General features: G+C 39.9%; 19 protein-coding genes and 2 tRNA genes. 12 read left to right on the top strand and 9 right to left on the bottom strand.

What is annotated here, in order from left to right; all coding sequences use genetic code 11:
* Position 1: 1 nt before the first annotated feature.
* From ACZQK9_RS12305 to trmB, 8 genes are all read right to left on the bottom strand, one after another.
* The gene (locus ACZQK9_RS12305) at positions 2-508 is read right to left on the bottom strand and encodes a hypothetical protein (protein ID WP_483270753.1); all 507 of its coding nucleotides are present in this window, start codon (positions 506-508) and stop codon (positions 2-4) included.
* Positions 501-1,292: a zinc ribbon domain-containing protein gene (locus ACZQK9_RS12300; protein ID WP_483270752.1), complete on the bottom strand. Its 792-nt coding sequence runs from the start codon at positions 1,290-1,292 to the stop codon at positions 501-503. Before ACZQK9_RS12300 ends, ACZQK9_RS12305 begins: the two co-directional genes overlap by 8 nt.
* An 82-nt stretch (positions 1,293-1,374) precedes the next feature.
* A complete protein-coding gene (locus ACZQK9_RS12295; protein WP_483270751.1) occupies positions 1,375-2,292 on the bottom strand; it encodes a hypothetical protein in 918 nt (305 codons plus the stop codon).
* 136 nt (positions 2,293-2,428) lie between these two features.
* Positions 2,429-2,959 (bottom strand): histidine phosphatase family protein, encoded by a 531-nt coding sequence (locus ACZQK9_RS12290; protein WP_178016897.1) that lies wholly within the window; start codon positions 2,957-2,959, stop codon positions 2,429-2,431.
* A gap of 136 nt (positions 2,960-3,095) precedes the next feature.
* On the bottom strand, positions 3,096-4,070 hold the full coding sequence (locus ACZQK9_RS12285; RefSeq protein ID WP_483270750.1) for a hypothetical protein: 975 nt from the start codon (positions 4,068-4,070) through the stop codon (positions 3,096-3,098).
* Positions 4,071-4,214: 144 nt separating this feature from the next.
* Positions 4,215-4,287, bottom strand: a tRNA-Lys gene (locus tag ACZQK9_RS12280).
* 125 nt (positions 4,288-4,412) lie between these two features.
* Positions 4,413-4,571: a hypothetical protein gene (locus tag ACZQK9_RS12275; protein ID WP_178016895.1), complete on the bottom strand. Its 159-nt coding sequence runs from the start codon at positions 4,569-4,571 to the stop codon at positions 4,413-4,415.
* A 65-nt stretch (positions 4,572-4,636) separates the two neighbouring features.
* A complete protein-coding gene (gene trmB / locus ACZQK9_RS12270; RefSeq protein ID WP_178016894.1) occupies positions 4,637-5,284 on the bottom strand; it encodes a tRNA (guanosine(46)-N7)-methyltransferase TrmB in 648 nt (215 codons plus the stop codon).
* A gap of 150 nt (positions 5,285-5,434) precedes the next feature.
* On the opposite strand from trmB, the gene ACZQK9_RS12265 reads away from it, so the two are divergent.
* The 9 genes from ACZQK9_RS12265 (at position 5,435) to ACZQK9_RS12225 (ending at position 16,674) form a co-directional block, all read left to right on the top strand.
* On the top strand, positions 5,435-6,823 hold the full coding sequence (locus ACZQK9_RS12265; RefSeq protein WP_483270749.1) for a D-alanyl-D-alanine carboxypeptidase family protein: 1,389 nt from the start codon (positions 5,435-5,437) through the stop codon (positions 6,821-6,823).
* Positions 6,824-6,855: 32 nt separating this feature from the next.
* The gene (locus tag ACZQK9_RS12260; RefSeq protein ID WP_483270748.1) at positions 6,856-7,980 is read left to right on the top strand and encodes a hypothetical protein; all 1,125 of its coding nucleotides are present in this window, start codon (positions 6,856-6,858) and stop codon (positions 7,978-7,980) included.
* Positions 7,981-8,011: 31 nt separating this feature from the next.
* Positions 8,012-9,703 (top strand): arginine--tRNA ligase, encoded by a 1,692-nt coding sequence (gene argS / locus ACZQK9_RS12255; protein ID WP_483270747.1) that lies wholly within the window; start codon positions 8,012-8,014, stop codon positions 9,701-9,703.
* Between the two features lie 1,380 nt (positions 9,704-11,083).
* A complete protein-coding gene (locus tag ACZQK9_RS12250; protein WP_483270746.1) occupies positions 11,084-11,869 on the top strand; it encodes a ParA family protein in 786 nt (261 codons plus the stop codon).
* Between the two features lie 26 nt (positions 11,870-11,895).
* Entirely contained in the window at positions 11,896-12,816 is a 921-nt protein-coding gene (locus ACZQK9_RS12245) for a ParB/RepB/Spo0J family partition protein (protein WP_483270745.1), read from the top strand.
* A gap of 21 nt (positions 12,817-12,837) precedes the next feature.
* Positions 12,838-13,404 (top strand): DUF4446 family protein, encoded by a 567-nt coding sequence (locus ACZQK9_RS12240; protein WP_483270744.1) that lies wholly within the window; start codon positions 12,838-12,840, stop codon positions 13,402-13,404.
* A 95-nt stretch (positions 13,405-13,499) separates the two neighbouring features.
* Positions 13,500-14,777, top strand: a complete 1,278-nt coding sequence (gene serS / locus ACZQK9_RS12235) for a serine--tRNA ligase (RefSeq protein WP_216508186.1) — start codon at positions 13,500-13,502, stop codon at positions 14,775-14,777.
* Between the two features lie 32 nt (positions 14,778-14,809).
* A complete protein-coding gene (locus ACZQK9_RS12230; protein ID WP_178016886.1) occupies positions 14,810-15,685 on the top strand; it encodes a DUF3881 family protein in 876 nt (291 codons plus the stop codon).
* Positions 15,686-15,708: 23 nt separating this feature from the next.
* The gene (locus tag ACZQK9_RS12225) at positions 15,709-16,674 is read left to right on the top strand and encodes an ROK family protein (protein ID WP_216508187.1); all 966 of its coding nucleotides are present in this window, start codon (positions 15,709-15,711) and stop codon (positions 16,672-16,674) included.
* 13 nt (positions 16,675-16,687) lie between these two features.
* On the opposite strand, the gene ACZQK9_RS12220 is transcribed toward ACZQK9_RS12225, so the two are convergent.
* A tRNA-Arg gene (locus tag ACZQK9_RS12220) sits at positions 16,688-16,761 on the bottom strand.
* Between the two features lie 46 nt (positions 16,762-16,807).
* On the opposite strand from ACZQK9_RS12220, the gene ACZQK9_RS12215 reads away from it, so the two are divergent.
* The 3 genes from ACZQK9_RS12215 to ACZQK9_RS12205 form a co-directional block, all read left to right on the top strand.
* Positions 16,808-18,220, top strand: a complete 1,413-nt coding sequence (locus ACZQK9_RS12215) for a glycoside hydrolase family 1 protein (protein ID WP_216508188.1) — start codon at positions 16,808-16,810, stop codon at positions 18,218-18,220.
* Between the two features lie 32 nt (positions 18,221-18,252).
* Positions 18,253-18,879, top strand: a complete 627-nt coding sequence (locus tag ACZQK9_RS12210) for a hypothetical protein (protein ID WP_216508189.1) — start codon at positions 18,253-18,255, stop codon at positions 18,877-18,879.
* 2 nt (positions 18,880-18,881) lie between these two features.
* A partial coding sequence (locus tag ACZQK9_RS12205) for a 3'-5' exonuclease (protein ID WP_216508190.1) occupies positions 18,882-19,829 on the top strand: 948 nt, incomplete at its 3' end.

Raw genomic sequence — 19,829 nt, 5'->3', positions numbered from 1 at the left:
TTTACACACGATGATTGGATACAAAACAACTGGCAATACCACTAACCAGACCGGCTGCAAGCAGATAAATACCTGCCTGAAAGCTCTTCCAGATTGTTACTCCAGACACAGCAGATCCGGATAAAGCCTGTGAAGAGATAAATCGCGCGAGCATCCCGGAAATCCAAGCTGTTACATTTCCCATATCCACAAGTGCGAGGATAACCATACTCACAACAATCATACAGGGTATCGCCTTGAGTGGCGGTATCCTGACAAAAGATAACACAAGCATCCCCACCGCGCCAATCAGGAGTCCAATCGGAATTCCACGCCACATGTCAGAAATCAATCCCACATTTTCACAGATCTTCATAATACTGTACCGGATCTGCACGCTTGCATGATATGCCGACAGATCAATGGCTGGTACAAACAGGCTTACAATCAGCAAGACCGCAGACAAAATACCAAGCAGCATACTCACTGTTACAAATTGACTTTTTTCATTTTGATTCTGATTATCCATTGTTCCGCTTCCGTTCCACCAAATCTCCAGCTGTTCCAAGTGTATAAAGCACAAGACCTCCTATATAAAAGACTGGTCCCAACCCTCTTCCAGCATCATAATTCGAAGATGTTCCTGCCGCTTTGACCAATTGAACATTATCTTTCAACAACTGCATCGACTGTGAATATTGCTTATTGTTCACGATAATGATAAAAATCACGATCATAACTACAATTGGTGCAAACCGCATAATCGGATTTGCGGCGAATTTCCGCAGTCCCTTAATATAATCAGAAGCAGAAAGCAGTAACATCCAAACACCGACTAAAATTGCTACAATACCGAGCACTAACACGATGGTTGCTCCCATAGCCAGAATACTTCCATCCGCTTCCACCATAGAACTCTTCAGACCGATTTCAAACAAATCCGCTTTTCGTTTTACATCATAAACCTTCTCCCAGATCCAGTTCATAAATGGCGCCAGATATAGCAATATAGAGCCAATAAATGCAAGCAGCAGATTCATATCGGTACCAATCGACTGCGCATATCCAACAATATCGATTACCTTTCCCGTATCAGCTGCCTTCCGATGTTGCTTCTTCTCTGGCACTGATTTTACTGAACTTTTTGCGGCAAGCTTCGCCCGTTCTTTTTCCTTCGCTTTTTCTTCTTTCTCCGCTCTCTTGATATCCTCTTTGGATACCTTCAGAACAATCGGTTCTTCCAATGGTGCTCCACAGGATTCACAATAAAGTGCCCCTTCCGGAATCTCTTTTCCACATTCCTTACATACCATGTTCTATCACCCTCCAAACCATCATATACAACGATGGCTGCCGAACCACACCGGCTCGACAGCCATTCATCTTTCTTATGTATTACTTGCCAATTTTAATTCCAAGCTTGTCCAATACTCTTGGAGCTGCGGCAGCAATCACACCTAGGTACGCAAAAATCACGCCTGCTGAGATAGCCACCTTAAGACCATACTCCTTAAAGTTCACTGTTGTACCATCTGAATGTACATAACCGTGACGAATCGTTGCAATCAGTACAAACACAAAAATGACACCGAGAATGATATACTCAAAGAATGGAATTGCCTGTAACTTTGCTTTCACATTTGCAATCTGCGGAACAGGAATAAAATCTGCAATCTCCCATGCAATCAATACTAAAGAGAGCAATAAAACAATAATAGCAATAAAGCGGTTGAAACCACCTGCCTTAAACAAATTCCAACGCTCTGTGACACCCCAGTAAGTTGCATGTGCCCATGGGATCAAGGTTGCAAGGAACAGGAAAAAAGCTCCTACCATTTTCAAAATATTCATAGGATTTTCTTTCACATATCCAAGATATCCATTCAAGCCTGCACCAAATGCTGCAGCACCGTTACTTCTAGGCTGATAATAACCGCCTGCCGGCTGTTGTGGCTGCTGGTATCCCATCTGCGGCTGTACCGGCTGACCCATTGGCTGCTGATATCCCATCTGTGGCTGTACCGGCTGACCCATTGGTTGCTGGTATCCCATCTGTGGCTGTACCGGCTGACCAGTTGGCTGCTGGTATCCCATCTGTGGCTGTACTGGCTGACCAGTTGGCTGCTGGTATCCCATCTGTGGCTGTACCGGCTGACCCATCGGCTGCTGGTATCCCATCTGCGGCTGTACCGGCTGCTGTGACACCTCTGGCTGTACATTGTTTGCAGACTGCTCTGCCTGAACAGGAGCTCCACACATTGGACAATTTGTCTGTCCGGTTGGTATAATTGCTCCACACATAGTACAATTCATAAATCTTCCCTCCTACATAACTCTCTTAATCTTTAATAAGATGTGATAAAAAAATAATAGCATAAACCCCTTGTTCATTCAAGGAATTTATGCTGATTTATGACAAATTTGTTACGGTTTTTACAGATTCTTCTTTTTAAAGATCATATTGAAGGACTTTACAATTTCCAAGATTAAACTTGAAGAAATCCTCGTTATCCAGACTCTCAAAATATGAGTTAATCACCCGACACACTCCGCCATGACTGATTACCATAATCTTCTTATCTGCATATCGCTGTTTAATGTCATCCAGGAAATTATACACACGCTGTACAACCTTCAGCAAAGACTCTCCTTCCGGATACTGATAACCAAACTGTACCCACTGTTCCATAAACCCCGGTGTTCCTTCATATGTACCATCGATAACTCCATAATCCCGCTCAGCCAGCCGTTCATCTACTTCCACCGGCACGCCAATCGCCGCACCGACAATATCTGCAGTTTCTTTCGCACGGATTAGCGGGGAAGAGATAATCAGATCCACATCCGTATCCTGCATACTCTGTGCCAGCTCATGTGCCTGCGAGACTCCCTTTTCTGTCAGTCGCACATTTGCCCTTCCGCAAATACGAACTTCTATATTATACTGCGTCTGTCCATGTCTTGTTACATATAATTTCATAGATACCCTCTTCGGAATAATGCTATTCAAATAATCAATCCTTGTTATGATACCATAGGAACTTTCTTTTTTCAACAAAGCAGCCCACCAAAAAGGCTTTCCTAACTTATGAAAGATATTTTTTTATTTTATTTCATTATTTTTTGCAATATGCCGTTAAAACATCCATAAAATAATATTTCTCATTGGAAAATGGCCAGATAAGACCACTTCGATGTCGAACTGTCAGCATCCCTGCTTCCTGCGCCCGCATCAGCTGTAGTCCAAACTCTCTGCTGCCTGCTACCTGACAGGTAATCCCCTCTACATCTTTGGGGAATGTATTTTCCGCTGTCTGTGCATCCAATATCTGTTCCCATTCCTCTGACCAGATCTGTGCATACCCTGCAAGCCGTTCTTCCCGTGCTGGCGGCGCAGCATAAATCTCATTCGCTGTAAAAATTGCGGCTTTTGTCGTAGTCATAACCGCTTCCATCAATCGTCTTGCTGCCTGTACGTTCATCTCTTTCATTATAGCCATAGTTCTTGGAAGATTATGCGGATTCTTCTGATAGCACTGTAACAAGCCTGCAAATCTCGCATTTAACTGACTGGCAAGTCCGCACACAACACTAAAATCAAATGCTCCTTCAAATTCTGCAAGTTCCGGCTGCAGTTCTACGACGGATGTCAACACCTGTCGTAAATACTCAGATAAATGCAGATCATCCGCATCCGGAAGAAGTGTCTCAAAAAATCGTTCTTCTTCCTCATATATTTCCCAGAATCCAAGATCCACACACCTGCAGTGCTGTTTTGAAAATCCGAATCGCATCCTGGCACATTCTGCAGCATCTAAATCACGATCGATCAGCACAAACCTTACATACGGTGCAAGCATCTGCAAGTCCAGATCATTGCATCGCCCGGCACCCCAGATGGCAACCACAGGTCTTAACTCCAACGGTTCATCCACATGCATTGAAAAATCCTGATCCCTAAGCATTCCCTTCTCTGCCAGATGTGCACGACGATAATAACTTTCGATACCTTCCCATATGTATTCTGTTAATGCATGACGATATTCGTCCCATGCAGATTGCATCGGATCCGAGTTTTCTGTTTCAATCATCTTTTCATAAACCATCTTCTTCACGCTTTCTGAGCTTAACCTGTAAATTCTGCATGAATATCTGCATTTCATCTGTGCAAAACCCGAAATACAAAAAAAACACCGACTCCGCAGCTTCTTCTGCAAAACCGATGCTTTTACGAGTGGGCCGCCGGGGGCTCGAACCCCGCACACCCTGATTAAGAGTCAGGTGCTCTACCAAATGAGCTAGCGGCCCGTAGTGAATGTTTACTTACCTTGTGTTCTTCATCAGAACAATATGGAGTATACAACATTCATTTACAAAATGCAAGCTTTTTTTCACATTTTTTTCAAATTTTTTTGTGAATACTCAAAAAGCCTTTATTTCCTTAGCTTTTTGCATGCACTGATTGCTTCTAAACGATTCAAAATACAGCAGACATTATGAATATTACGTCCCAGATTCATCAATTTCCGGTTCAGGCAACGATTCGAGTACACTGCATTTGTAAGCTTGAATCCGCATTTTTTTCTTTCCATAAGAGACTCCGGCAGGTATCTTACTACCATAGTATGCACCGAAATCTCTTTTTTTACACATTTTCTTATTTCTTTTTTGGAGGCTTGATTACCATACGACAGATTGGATTTCCCATTGCAGAAAATTTCTCTTCGTATTCCGTCATGACATTGCCTTCCACATATTCACTGTGATGCAGATCAAAAGTATAATTTACCATCTCCCAGCCGGCAAGCGATACCTGCTCCAGCGAAAAATCAAACAGTGGACGGTTGTCCGTCTTGAATGTCAGTCCCCCATCTTCCGCCAGAAAATTAACATATCTATTTAAAAACTGTACCGATGTCAGACGTCTCCTCGCATGACGATCCTTCGGCCACGGATCCGAGAAATTCAGATAGATATAATCTACCTCCCCTTTCTCAAATACATTTTCAATTGCCTCTGCATCCATCCGGATAAATACCAGATTCGGAAGCTGCTCCATTGTCTGTTTCTCGATTGCACGTACCAACACGCTGGAATATTTCTCTATACCAATATAATTAATCTCTGGATGCAGCTTCGCCATATCTATAATAAAACGTCCTTTTCCCATTCCAACTTCTATATGAATCGGATTTTCATTGCCGAAAAATGCATGCCATTTTCCTTTCATCGTTTCTTCTTCATGCACAACAAAATCATTTGCAGCAATCATTTCTCTGGAGCCTTTTACATTTCGTAATCTCATTTTTTGTACCTCATCCATCTATAATGTTATATATTAACATTTATTTCAATTTTTCACAAGAATGTTGCATTTTATCTCTTGTTTTTTTTCCTGTTTTATAAGATAATTAAAGAGATAATGTCAACCTGTTATAATAAAGGATACTATAACATGATGAAAGCAATAAAAAAAATTATTTCCTATATAATGATACTCACACTTCTCCTTGGAATCAGTGTTCCATGTGAAGCAGCACAGACTGGCAACACGGTAACAGCAACGACTTCCGACGCCACTACCGTTGGAGGATTTCCGCAGATTACTTCTACCTCCGCCATCGTCATCGATGCACAATCCGGTCAGATTATCTATGAGAAAAACTCACATACACGTCAATATCCCGCCAGCATTACCAAAATCCTTACCGCCTATCTGGCAATTACCAACGGCGATTTAAACGCTACGATTACTATGAGTGATGAGGCTGTCTGGGGCATTGACCGTAACAGCTCTCATATTGCACTGGATGTTGGAGAACAGATCAGTATGTCAGATGCACTGTATGCAGTTATGCTTATGTCTGCTAACGAAGCAGCCTGGGCCATCGCAGAACAGGTTTCCGGTTCACTTGAAAACTTTGTTCAGCTTATGAACGACACAGCCCGAAGCCTTGGATGTAAAGATACCCATTTTACAAACGCCAATGGGCTGCACGACCCGGAACATTATACAACTGCATATGATATGGCACTGATCACAAAACAGGCACTTACAAGCAAAACGTTTTGTGAGTATGCTTCAGAGACTTATCATGAGATTCCTCCAACAAACAAAAATAGTGAAACCCGCTATCTCACGCAGGGAAACCGTATGATGCTCAGCAACTCCGAATATTATTATTCTGCATGTCAGGGCGGAAAAACCGGATACACAGATGATGCAGGCGGTACACTGGTTATATGGGCAGAAAAAAATGATATGCAGTTAATCTGTGTCACCATGGGAGCCCCGGATAATGGTACAAATTATAATGATACCATTACACTATTGAATTATATTTATAACAACTTTTCTAATACTACTTTATTGTCCGATTATGAATTTGACGCAGAGGAAGCCACAAAGGCACAGGATTTTCTAAATAATTATTATGGCTGTGAGAATCTTGGAACCATGCATTTATCCGTGGATAACAACCAGCCTTTTATCCTTGCAAACAATGCTGATCGAGAACAGTTACAGATGGACTTTGTTCCGTCCGCAGATCGGTTGGAGGAAGGCTATATTGGAACCTTGGAAATCTCCTATGAAGGTTCGGTCTGCCTTACACTTCCGGTCAGTTATTCCGGCTATGTCAATTCTAACGATGAAGTTGCCGTATCAGAGGCTTACAAAAACGGGGGCATCCGTCCTGCATTATTAAAAGAGAAAAAAAGCTATGTGAAATATATAATTATCGGATTTATTGTTTTAGGTATTCTTGCGCTATTTATCTATGCCAATGTATACGAACCACGTAAACGAAAAAACAGACGAAACCCGCGTTCCCGCAGAAGATAGGGGACCTGTGTTAGAAAAAGGGGACTTCAAGTATGGAAGAATCAAAAGAGAATTTTAAAAAGATCAAATCCGCAAATCAAATGATGCTGGATTATTTCAACAAATCCTTTCTATCCCAATTGGAAGATATTCAGAATCTAAAAACGCAGATTTTTGAGATTGATATCAAAATAGACGAACTGGATAAGACCAAAGATATCTATGCATTCAAAACGAATTCGAGAAAAAGTGTTTTTTCTCCTGTTACCAATGATGGTATCGATACTGAACGCAACAAGATCATTCAGGAACAGATCAAGGATCTTCAGTCTGTAAAAGAAACATTAACTTTAAAGCTTCGAAGCATGGAGTTACAGTTAAACAAACTCCGTCAATACCTTGAAGCATTAAATAATGCCGAAGATGCACTCTCTTCTTTTGAACCCCGTTATACAACCGATGATCCGGACCATACCGATCATTATGGTTTTACATTTCTTCAGGACGATGCAAAGGAAGATATCTCCTCTCATGGCTATAATATTTTAATGCTGGATGCATATGACCGGGCACTTGCCCAGACGATTTTAGATAAACAGATCAAGACAGGCCTGGAAGCAATGGAAAATAAACTGGATATGATCAATTATCTGATTGGTACAGATGTCGGTCGTGCAAAATTAACCTTGCAGGAAATTATCCATAATACAAAACAGATGTCCCGTGCTGTGGATGAAATTGCAGAAAACTTAAACAGTTTTTCTTCTTCGGATAAACCCTTAAAGGAACAGCTGGAATCATACTTAAATGAATTTAAACAGAAAAATCCAAAACTTCAGATCACTGCATCCGTCGAGACACCAGATCCGAACATCAGCTATCATCCAGTGTTCAACATTAACTTCATGCGTCTCATTGCAATATTTTTTGATAACATTGCATTACATGCAGATGCATCTAATGTATCCGTACAAGCCAGTCTGACACCAAATATGGCAGAGGTGATTCTGACGGATAATGGTGTCGGCATTAAAGACACATACATGGAGGACAGTCCTTGGTACAGCAGTCTTCACAAAGCAAAAGAAATCCTGTATATGCTCTGTGGCAAGCTGGACATCTCCGGGGATGTCATGTCTGGAACCACAGTGAAATTCAGCTTCCCGATTCAACAATAAAAGCAAACAACATTAAAGGAGTTTATATATTATGAAAAACAAAATTGTAGAACTGATTGCTGCAAACGTCGAAGGATTAACTGCAGCAGAAATTGCAGACCTGATTGAGATTCCACCAAAACCAGAGCTCGGTGATTTTGCATTTCCCTGCTTTCGCCTTGCCAAGACAATGCGCAAAGCTCCACAGATGATTGCCAACGATATCAAGGAAGCAATCGGAGATGTGGATTTTCTGCAGGAGATTCAGGTACAGGGTGCATACCTGAACTTCTTCGTAAAAAAGAACTTATTTATTGAAACAATGGTAACTGCTTCCATGGCAGATGATTTTGGATGCTCTACCGAAGGAAACGGACAGACAATCTGTATCGATTATTCTTCTCCAAACGTAGCAAAGAATTTCCACGTTGGACATCTTCGTACAACGATCATCGGAAACTCTCTGTATAAAATCTACTCCAAGCTTGGATATAAGGTTGTTCGTATCAACCACCTCGGTGACTGGGGTACGCAGTTTGGTAAACTGATCGTCGCATACAAAGCATGGGGAAGCGAAGAAGCTGTCAAGAAGGACGGCGTTGCAGAACTGATGAAGCTTTACGTGAAGTTCCATGAGGAAGCAGAAAAGAATCCAGAACTAAACGATGAGGCACGTGCATGGTTCGCAAAGATGGAACATGGTGATGAGGAAGCCTTGAAAATCTGGCAGTGGTTCAAAGATATCAGTCTGATTGAATACAAGCGTACTTATGATTTACTTGGCATGGACTTTGACTACTATCTTGGTGAAAGCTTCTACCGTGATAAAACTGACGATGTTGTAAAACGACTGACTGACGCAAATCTGCTGACAGAGAGCGAAGGTGCTAAGATCGTAAACTTAGACGCTTATGATATGGCTCCATGTCTGATCCTGAAGAACGATGGCAGCTCTATCTACGCAACACGTGATATCGCAGCGATCTTCTATCGGAAGGAAACATATAACTTTGTAAAATGTCTGTATGTAACCGGACAGGAACAGAAGCTTCACTTCAAGCAGGTATTCAAGGTTGTTGAATTGCTTGGAAATGAATGGGCTAAGGATCAGTTGGTCCATATTCCTTATGGACTTGTCAGCCTGGAAGGTGCCAAGCTTTCCACACGTAGCGGAAATATTATTTATGCCGAGGATATTCTCCTCGAAGCGATTGCGAAAATCAAAGAGATCATCAACGAGAAGAATCCGGATCTTCCGGATAAGGATGAAACAGCGAAAAAGATTGGTGTTGGTGCTGTATTGTTTAACGACCTTTATAACCAGCGTATCAAGGATGTTTCCTTCAAATGGGAAAAGCTCCTGAACTTCGATGGTGAGACTGGTCCATATGTACAGTACACACATGCAAGATGCTGCAGTATCTTAAAGAAGCTGGATGGATTTACACCATCGTCTGATATCGATTACAGTGTATTAACAGACATAGAAGCAATGGAATTACTGAAAGAGATTAACCGATTCCCGAAGGTTGTCAAGGACGCTTCTGAGCGTTATGAGCCTTCTGCCGTTGCCAGATTCGCAGTCGATGTTGCACAGGCATTCAACAAATTCTACAATGCATGCCGTATCCACGTAGAAGAAGAGAATGTACGTAACGCGCGTGCTACACTGGTTTATATTACAAAGAAGACAATTAAGGATGCAATGGAATTACTTGGTATTGATTGCCCAGAGCAGATGTAATTGGTATGTATTATCCTTTAAGATAGAATCTGATATACATTTACTAAAAAATTAAGTAAGTCGGATGATTTAATCATCCGGCTTATTTTTATGATGTCGTCATATATGCATATACTTATGTTTTAATCTTCGCTAACCTCACTATATTGTATTTTTAATTTATTTGATACAATATATATGATTTCATCCGAAGTTATCAACAATTTTTGTTTTTAGAATCAATTTTTATCCACAATTATGTGTATAAGTTAGTGGATATTGTATACTTTTCCACAATTATTATTGTTTATATGTGTGGATAACCAGTGTTTCACGTGAAACATATCGAAACACATCTATTGAAATCAATTTTGTTTTAATTTTACTCTATTCCGTTATTTTTTATATCTATAATATTTTTTATAATCTTCTGTCGCAATATGATATATATTTAAATGTTTCACGTGAAACATTCGAGGTGAGATTTATTTTTAACTTTATAAAACAATTAATAGCTATGGATATGATATTTAGAAAATGCATTGTTTTCTAATTGTTTAATATGATGTTTCACGTGAAACATATTGATAATTTCAAATTAAGACTTCTCTATATTATTGAATTGATTATAATTCATAATTAGGTACGACTATTGGTTGTAATATAATTTTGAATATTCGAATATAAATTATAAAATTATTGGTTATTAAATTAATTATTAATTATCAGATGCTGATAACTTTCTCAAACCATATATTATAGATATTATCTTCATAGTATGTGACATATGCTACAGTCTATGTTTCACGTGAAACATCATATATTCAATTTTTTTCAACCATTATGTCTATACTAATTTTAATTTTTATATCTGAATATTCTCAATCATTTACCCCTATCAAATAATATTTCATTTTTATAAATTATCTCTATAACATTAGAATTCAATTAGTCATATATATTACTCTAATTATTTGTTATCAAATCTATTATTGCAGGTTCACTTATAATTACTTAAACATTGAATTACATCATCATATATTATAATCTGGCAAGCATGTTTCACGTGAAACATATCGCATATTCATTTGTTGAATACTATATACATCTACATCTAAAATGAATAGCATATGTAATAACATTCTTTCAATTTAATATCAAATATATTTTTTAAGAATATTTTAATGTTTCACGTGAAACATTAAAATATTTATAATAACAAATATTTATTTTGCGAGTTTTCACTTAATTTCTATATGAATTTCTTTTATTTTCCATACATATTGTAATAATCAAGCATACATATCTATATATTGTACACCTGCAACAAATTTACCCATATTTTGATATAGCGAAACATGTCAGGTAGTGCTATAATATCTATTATATGTGGAGGTTTTTATGGGTAGAATCATTGCAGTCGCCAACCAGAAGGGTGGCGTAGGAAAAACAACAACATCAATCAATCTTGCAGCATGTCTGGCAGAAAAGGGTAAGAAAGTTTTGGCTGTCGACATGGATCCACAGGGCAATCTGACAAGTGGCCTTGGTATTGATAAGAATACCTTGGAATACACCATTTATCATGCCATGAGTGGAGAGATTAACATTGGAGAGTGTATGGTCGTTCATCCACTTCCTCATGAACTAGATTTAAGTGTTCTGCCGGCGAACCGTGATCTGGCAGGTGCGGAAGTCGAATTGGTCGATGTCGAAGATCCACAGCATATACTAAAGAACCTGTTAAAAAGCGTAAAGAAAAAATATGATTTTATTATTATTGATTGTCCACCTGCTCTTGGTATGTTGACAATCAATTCCATGACTGCGGCGGACACTGTCTTAGTACCAATCCAGTGTGAATTTTTTGCTTTGGATGGTCTCTCGCAGCTCATTTACACGATCAATCTGATTAAAAAAAAGCTAAACAAATCCCTTGAAATCGAAGGTGTTGTGTTTACGATGTACGACGCACGTACGAATCTGTCTTTGGAGGTCGTAGAAAACGTCAAAAATAATTTGGATCAGTTTATATATAAAACCATTATTCCGAGAAATGTACGGTTAGCAGAAGCACCTAGCTTTGGACTTCCTATCAACCTGTATGACAGCCGGTCGTCCGGTGCGCAGGGATATCGGGATCTTGCAGACGAAGTAATCAATAATAAACTATACGCAAAATTATAAAAACACCTATTTGGGAGGAGAACGCTATGGCACCAAAGCGAGGATTAGGTCGTGGACTAAGTAATTTAATTCCGACAGACGATACAACCGAAGATGTCAGTTCAAAGACATCCAAGCAACAAAAAACCAGCACAGTTGCGAAAACAGAGGTTGTGAAAAAAGCAGAACAGACATTAAATATCAACCGAATTGAACCGAACAAGAATCAGCCAAGAAAAGAGTTCAACGAAGATGCATTGCAGGAGCTTGCAGATTCGATCAAACAGTTTGGTGTGATTGAGCCATTGGTCGTAGTCAAGCGCAAAGGTTACTATGAACTGATTGCCGGCGAGCGCCGTTGGAGAGCAGCCCGGTTAGCCGGTCTGAAAGAAGTTCCGGTTGTCATCAAAGATTACGATGATCAGCAGATTGTTGAAATCGCATTAATTGAGAATATCCAGCGGGAGGACTTAAATCCGATTGAAGAAGCACATGCTTACGAACGGTTGATTCAGGAATTCAACTTAACACAGGATGAGGTTGCGGAACGTGTATCAAAGAGTCGTACAACCGTGACAAACGCACTCCGGCTTCTGAAGCTGACAGAAAAGGTTCAGCAGATGCTGATTGATGATATGCTTTCAACCGGACATGTTCGCGCATTAATCACAATCACAGATCCACAGTTACAGTATGAGACAGCAATGTATATATTTGACAAGAAGCTTTCCGTGCGTGAGACAGAGAGCTACGTCAAGAAATTATTAAATAAAAAACCTAAGAAAAAGACATCCGAAAAAGAAGATCCGGAACTTTCCTTCCTATATAAAGCGATTGAAAACCGCTTAAAGGAATCCCTTGGTACAAAGACAACCATCAAAGCAAAGACTAAGGATTCTGGAAAGATTGAAATTGAATATTATTCACAGGAAGATTTAGAGCGCATTACGCAGTTGCTCGCACAATAAAATCGAAAAGAGGAAAACTTCATGGAAGAGGCTAAGATATTTGGTATGAAAATATCTTCTGCTGTCACAATCCTTTGTATTCTGGTTGTTTTACTCATAATTCTAATCATTTTTATCATTCATAAGATGAATGTGATGGCTAGAAAATATGAGATGCTTATGAGTGGAAAAAAAGGTGCGGATCTGGAGAAGATTATTCGTATTCGTTTTAAAGAGATGGATCAAGTCAAGGCAAACGCCAGACGTGTGACGAAAGAACACCGGCATATCAAGAAACACCTGTCCTCATGTATCAGCAAATATGCACTTGTCAAATATGATGCATTTGACAAGATGGCCGGAAAACTAAGCTTCGTTATAGCATTATTAAATGATGAGAACTCCGGTATTTTGTTGAACTCGATGCATTCGCGGGAAGGTTGTTTCACCTATGCGAAGGAAATCGTAAACGGCGAATCCTATATCCAGCTTTCATCGGAAGAAAAGGAAGCATTGGAGCAGGCAAAGACCGTAGAGGAAGAGATTCAGGATATGACGAAGGAAGCTGAATTTGAAGATGCTGATGGTAATCTGAATTTTGATACATAATTAGATTACAATATTATATGGATACAAAAAATTTGATATCATTTTTTTTACAAATATTTTAAACTACTATTATAAATTAAGAAAGGACGACAATTATGTTAGACATTAAATTTGTTCGTGAAAATCCAGACGCTGTAAAGGAGAATATCAAGAAAAAGTTTCAGGATGCAAAGCTTCCATTAGTAGATGAAGTGATTGAACTTGATAAGCAGGCAAGAGCCCTTCAGCAGGAAGCTGACGAGCTTCGTGCAAAGAAGAATGCGATTGCAAAGCAGATTGGTGCATTGATGGCACAGGGCAAGAAGGAAGAGGCAGAAGAAGTTAAGAAGGAAGTAGCTAAAAACGCAGCCCGTCTGGCAGAGTTGGAGAATCAGGAGCCTCAGGTACGTGAAGAGTTAAAGAAGAAAATGATGGTCATTCCAAACATCATTGATCCGACTGTTCCAATCGGTAAAGATGATTCTGAGAATGTAGAGCTGGAGCGCTTTGGCGAGCCGGTTGTTCCGGATTTTGAGGTTCCTTATCATACAGATATTATGGAGAAGCTAAACGGTATTGATCTTGACAGTGCAAGAAAAGTAGCCGGAAATGGTTTCTACTATCTGATGGGTGACATTGCAAGACTTCATTCTGCTGTTATCAGCTACGCAAGAGATTTCATGATTGACCGTGGATTTACTTACTGTGTACCACCTTTCATGATCCGCAGCAACGTTGTAACCGGTGTTATGAGTTTTGCAGAGATGGATGCCATGATGTATAAGATTGAGGGTGAGGATCTGTATCTGATTGGAACAAGTGAGCACTCTATGATTGGTAAGTTCATCGACACAATGACTCCGGAGGAAGAGCTTCCAAAGACTCTGACAAGCTACTCTCCATGCTTCCGTAAAGAGAAGGGTGCACATGGTATTGAGGAACGTGGTGTTTATCGTATCCACCAGTTTGAGAAGCAGGAAATGATTGTTGTCTGCAAGCCTGAGGATAGCAAGATGTGGTTCGACAAGCTGTGGCAGAATACCGTAGATTTATTCCGTTCTATGGATATTCCGGTTCGTACAATTGAGTGCTGTTCCGGTGATCTGGCAGATTTGAAGGTAAAATCATATGACGTAGAAGCATGGTCTCCACGTCAGAAAAAATATTTTGAGGTTGGCAGCTGTTCAAATCTCGGTGATGCACAGGCACGTCGTCTTGGCATCAAGGTAAAAGGCAAGGATGGAAAATACTTTGCTCATACATTGAACAATACAGTTGTTGCTCCACCTCGTATGTTGATTGCTTTCTTAGAGAACAATCTGAACGAAGATGGAAGCATCAATATTCCAAAGGTGCTTCAGCCATATATGGGTGGTAAGACAAAAATCTGTTAATCCATTTCCCCTGTGGAAATGTTGGAGGTAGTATGCATACTTATCTACGTGCGATCGGTTTTCGCGAATGTAAAAATAGACAGCAATTGGAAGATATTTATCGTCACACGTTGAATACTCCAAACCGTAAGATTATGACGACAATCAGCATTGATACGTCATTGTTGCAGTTTGAAAAAGATTTTGGTAAGAATTTTGGACTCTCGCTGATCGGTGAATATGACATCAAAGGTTCTTTATCCATTGAACATTATTTTCCTTATCTGAAGGGAGACCGGTTCATGCAGTTTGAGAACATCACGATTCAGAAGCAGACCGACAAGGAAAGCTATGCGGGAGTCTGTGAAGATTACCATCTTGGTATGACAATTATCTTCTATGTCATCAATATCGCAGATTATGCAAAATCCAAATGGTTGAACTATTCCAACCGGCAGATCACGAAGGTCAGATTTTCTGCTTTATCTGTAGCTGGAACGATTCTGCTTGGCATGCATCATTCCAAGCACCAGATAGCCGTCGAATCGAAAGGTCGTAACCGCAGAAACCAGTTGCTCGATGCAGCGCGGAACGGTGATACCGACGCAATGGAACAACTAACCTATGACGAAATGAACACCTACACTTCGATTTCTTCCAGAGTCATCAAGGAAGATGTTCTTTCGATCATCGATACAAGCTTTATGCCATGTGGCGTGGAATGTGATCATTACATGGTTATCGGAAATATCTATGCAGTGGAGAAACTGCAAAATATATATAGCAAAGAGATTGTCTACAATTTGCTGATTGAAGCAAATGGACTGATGATCAATGTCGGCATCAATGAAGCAGATTTACAGGGAGAACCAAAAGTTGGCAGACGGTTCCGCGGAGAAATCTGGTTACAGGGTGTCGTAACAATATAATATACTTATAGGAAGGAGATTTTATGTATCTAGTATTTGACGTAGGTGGAACTTTTGTAAAATATGCCTGGATGAATATAGACGGTAATATTCAGGAAAAAGGAAAATTTCCAACTCCGACCAGAGAAGGAGAATCTGTACCGGAATTCGTGGAATCTCTCGGACAGATTTATGACAAATACAAGGGGCATGGCGTAGAAGGAATTGCACTTTCTTTACCAGGATTGATTGATGCAGAAAATGGTATCATCCGAAATGGTGGCGGCATCAAATATCTAAAGGATGCACACTTGGCAGAACTGCTCGGTGCGCGCTGTGATGGGGTGAAGATTTCCATGGAAAACGATGGAAAATGTGCAGCCCTTGCTGAAGTCTGGATGGGAAATGCAAAAGGCTGTAAAAACGCTGCTGTCGTTATCCTTGGAACAGGCATCGGCGGTGGTATTGTTATCAACGGTCATGTGCATAGAGGAAAAGATTTATCTGCCGGAGAACTCTCTTATTTCTTCGCAGATACCCTGACAAGAAAAGATGTGGATAAAATATTTGATATTGATGCAATCAGCGATATGGAAGAAGAATATGAGAAACTTCCTTATCTTTGGTCTACATCATACTCTACACGTGCTTTTTGTTATCAGGTTGCAACGGCAAAAGGCATCAACCCAAAAGAATTCAACGGAGAACTCCTTTATAAAATGGCAGAGGAAGGGGATCCGGTTGTCCTTGACATGTTAGAAGATTTTTATTTTACAACTGCAAAATATCTGTTCAACATATTTGCAATAGTTGATCCGGATATTATCTTACTTGGTGGTGGAATCAGCGCACAGCCTGCATTCGTAGAAGGTGTGAAACGCTATGTAGAAAAATTAAAATCCATCAGCATGATTACGAATTTTATCAAGGTTGATGTATGTAAGTTTGGAAATGATTCGAATCTGCTCGGTGCCCTTTACAGCTTCCGACAGATGTATCTGGAAGATTAAGCAAAAAAAGAAATGTTCCCGAGGCGATTCGAACGCCCGACCTACCGCTTAGGAGGCGGTTGCTCTATCCTGCTGAGCTACGGAAACAAATCGTTATCTATTTTATAATATTTTTGATAGGAGGTCAATATCCATGATTTTAAAAAATTTAAAACCAATGCCAAAAGATTTTCTATGGGGTGCGTCTACCAGTGCATATCAGGTAGAGGGTGCGAACCTGACACATGGAAAAGGACCAAGTGTACAAGATATCAAAAAGGTACCGGAAGGCACAAGTGAATTAGATGTATGTGCTGATTTTTATCATCACTACAAAGAAGATATCGCATTGATGGCAGAGATGGGATTTAAGACATTCCGTTTTTCTGTTGCATGGACACGTATTCTTCCGGAAGGAACCGGTGCTGTCAATCAGGAAGGTATCGATTTCTATAACAATGTCATTGACGAATGTCTGAAATACAATATTGAGCCACTCGTTACGATGTTCCATTTTGATCTTCCTGCAGCCCTTGAGAAGAAGGGTGGATGGTCAAGAAGAGAGAGTGTCGATGAATTCGTCAATTTTGCGAAGATTCTCTACGAAAACTATGGTGATCGTGTAAAATACTGGCTAACCATAAATGAGCAGAATGTATTAACCTTAAATGGTGAAGTAATCGGCACCTGTGATTTAAAGGGAGTCGATAATAAATACAAAAAGCTGTATCAGGAAAATCATCACATGTTGCTTGCACAGGCAAAGGCTATGGCTCTGTGTCATGAGATGGTACCGGGTGGAAAGATTGGTCCTGCACCAAACATTTCCCTTGTCTATCCGGCAAGCTGCAAGCCTAAGGATATACTGGCTGCACAGAATTTAAATGCAATCCGTAACTGGCTGTATCTTGATATGGCTGTTTTCGGTCGTTATAATAATCTTGTGTGGGCATTCTTAGAGGAGCACGATGCAACACCTGTTATTGAAGATGGTGATATGGATATAATGGCAAGTGCACACCCTGACTTCATCGGATTTAACTATTATTCTACGGCAACTGTAGAATGGAATGATGGATCAGAACCAGCAGGCAGAGGTGACCAGCAAATCAGTGGAGATGAACCTGGCGTATTTAAAGCTTATCCAAATCCAAACCTGCTTCGTACAGAGTTTGGCTGGGAGATTGACCCGGATGGTTTCCGTGCAACGATGCGTGAGATCTATAGCCGTTATCACCTGCCAATGATCGTCACAGAGAATGGTCTTGGTGCTTATGATAAGCTCACAGAAGACGGCAAGGTACATGATCCGTATCGTATCGAATACTTGAGAAAGCATATCGAACAGATCAAGCTTGCATGCTCCGAAGGTGTAGAGATGATGGGATATTGTCCATGGTCAGCCATTGATCTTGTATCAACCCATGAAGGTGTTGTAAAGCGTTATGGTTTTATCTATGTAAACCGTGATGAATTCGACCTGAAGGATCTGGCAAGATATAAAAAGGATTCCTTCTACTGGTACAAGAAGGTTATCGAAACAAACGGAGAAGATCTGACAGACTAATCCGGTTTGATATGTAGAACGGAGGGTGTTACATGAACCGTAAATCAAGTACAACTCTTACAATCAGTGCTGTCGCTTTTATAGCGGCACTGCTGATTGACCTATATTTAATATTGGTATATCCTTCCATGATTCAGGTTATTATTGCAGTCTCTCTGATTGTAGTCGTTGATACCTATTTCTTAGTAGATGGGATTCTTGCAAAGGTCGATGAAATCGCAAACCTGAACCTCGACAAGCAGAACGAGCTTACCAAGGTAGAAAAAGGTATCTATTCAGTTGCAAAAAGAGAAGAGATTTCCCGTACCCAGAGTATGTCCGCCATCCTTGATATGATGTTGGAGATGAAAGATGAGAATTCCAAACTGTTATCTGAGATCAAGGATGATAATTCAAAACACATGAAAGATTTCATGGAGCAGGATAAACTGATGACAAAGATTCAGTTGAAGAAGGATGTAGACAATACCGACCGTGTGGTAAGCAGCACGGAAAAGATGGCCGTTTTGATTACAAAAATGGCAACCGCAAATTCACGTTCTTCCAATGAGACCATTGAGATTCTCAATGATATCTGTAAAGAACTAGAACAGCGTAACGGAAAAACAGAGAATGATAATGACTATTCTCATCTTCATATAATGGATAAGGCAGAATAAACATGAACTATATCATATTTGATTTGGAATGGAACCAGTGCTGTGGTGGCAGAGATATGGAGAATCCACGCATGCCATTTGAAATCATAGAAATCGGTGCAGTGAAACTGGACAAAAAATTTAATATTATCGACTCATATTCCAGTATTATAAAACCAAAGCTCTACAAGAAACTGCAGCCACATATCAAGACAATTTTAAATTATGATGAATCCACACTCCGGAAGGGACGACCATTTGATATGGTGTATCGTGAATTTATCAAATGGTGTGGACAGGATTATATTTTTGGCACATGGGGTTCAATGGACTTGAATATATTGCAGACAAACATGGACTACTACTACTTAAAGCCAATGCCTGTGCCATTAAAGTTTTATAATATACAGCAGATTTATGCGGATATGTATGACGAAGACGGAAAAATCGTAAAGCTGAAAAAAGCAGTCGAACATCTGAAGATAGAAGTGGAAGAAGATAAACCTTTTCACAGCGCAGTCAATGATGCATATTATACCGGACTTGTGTTAAAAGCAATGTCTCCAAGAGATCTGGCAGACCGGTATTGTTACGATATCTATAACAACCCGAAAGACAAAAAAGATGAGATTATCTCCCATCACAAGCATTATTTAGAGCATATATCCAGAGAATACCATTGCAAGGAGGAAGCAATTTCAGATGTAGAACTTATGGTTCCGATCTGCTATCGCTGTGGAAAGAAATTAGCACCAAAGGTAAAATGGTTTGCCAATACTCCAAACTCCTATACCTGTGTTGGAAAATGCTGGCATCACGGATTAGTAAGCGGAAAAATACGATTTAAACAATCGAGAAACAACAATATATTTGTCATTAAAACGATGCTTCCTACCGATAAAAAAGGTCTGGAAGCAATAAAAGAACGACAGGATGAACTCCGGATAAGACGTCAGACAAAGCGTCATAAT

This window comes from Wujia sp. (assembly GCF_056872695.1).
This window is presented reverse-complemented; position numbering and strand designations above follow the sequence as displayed.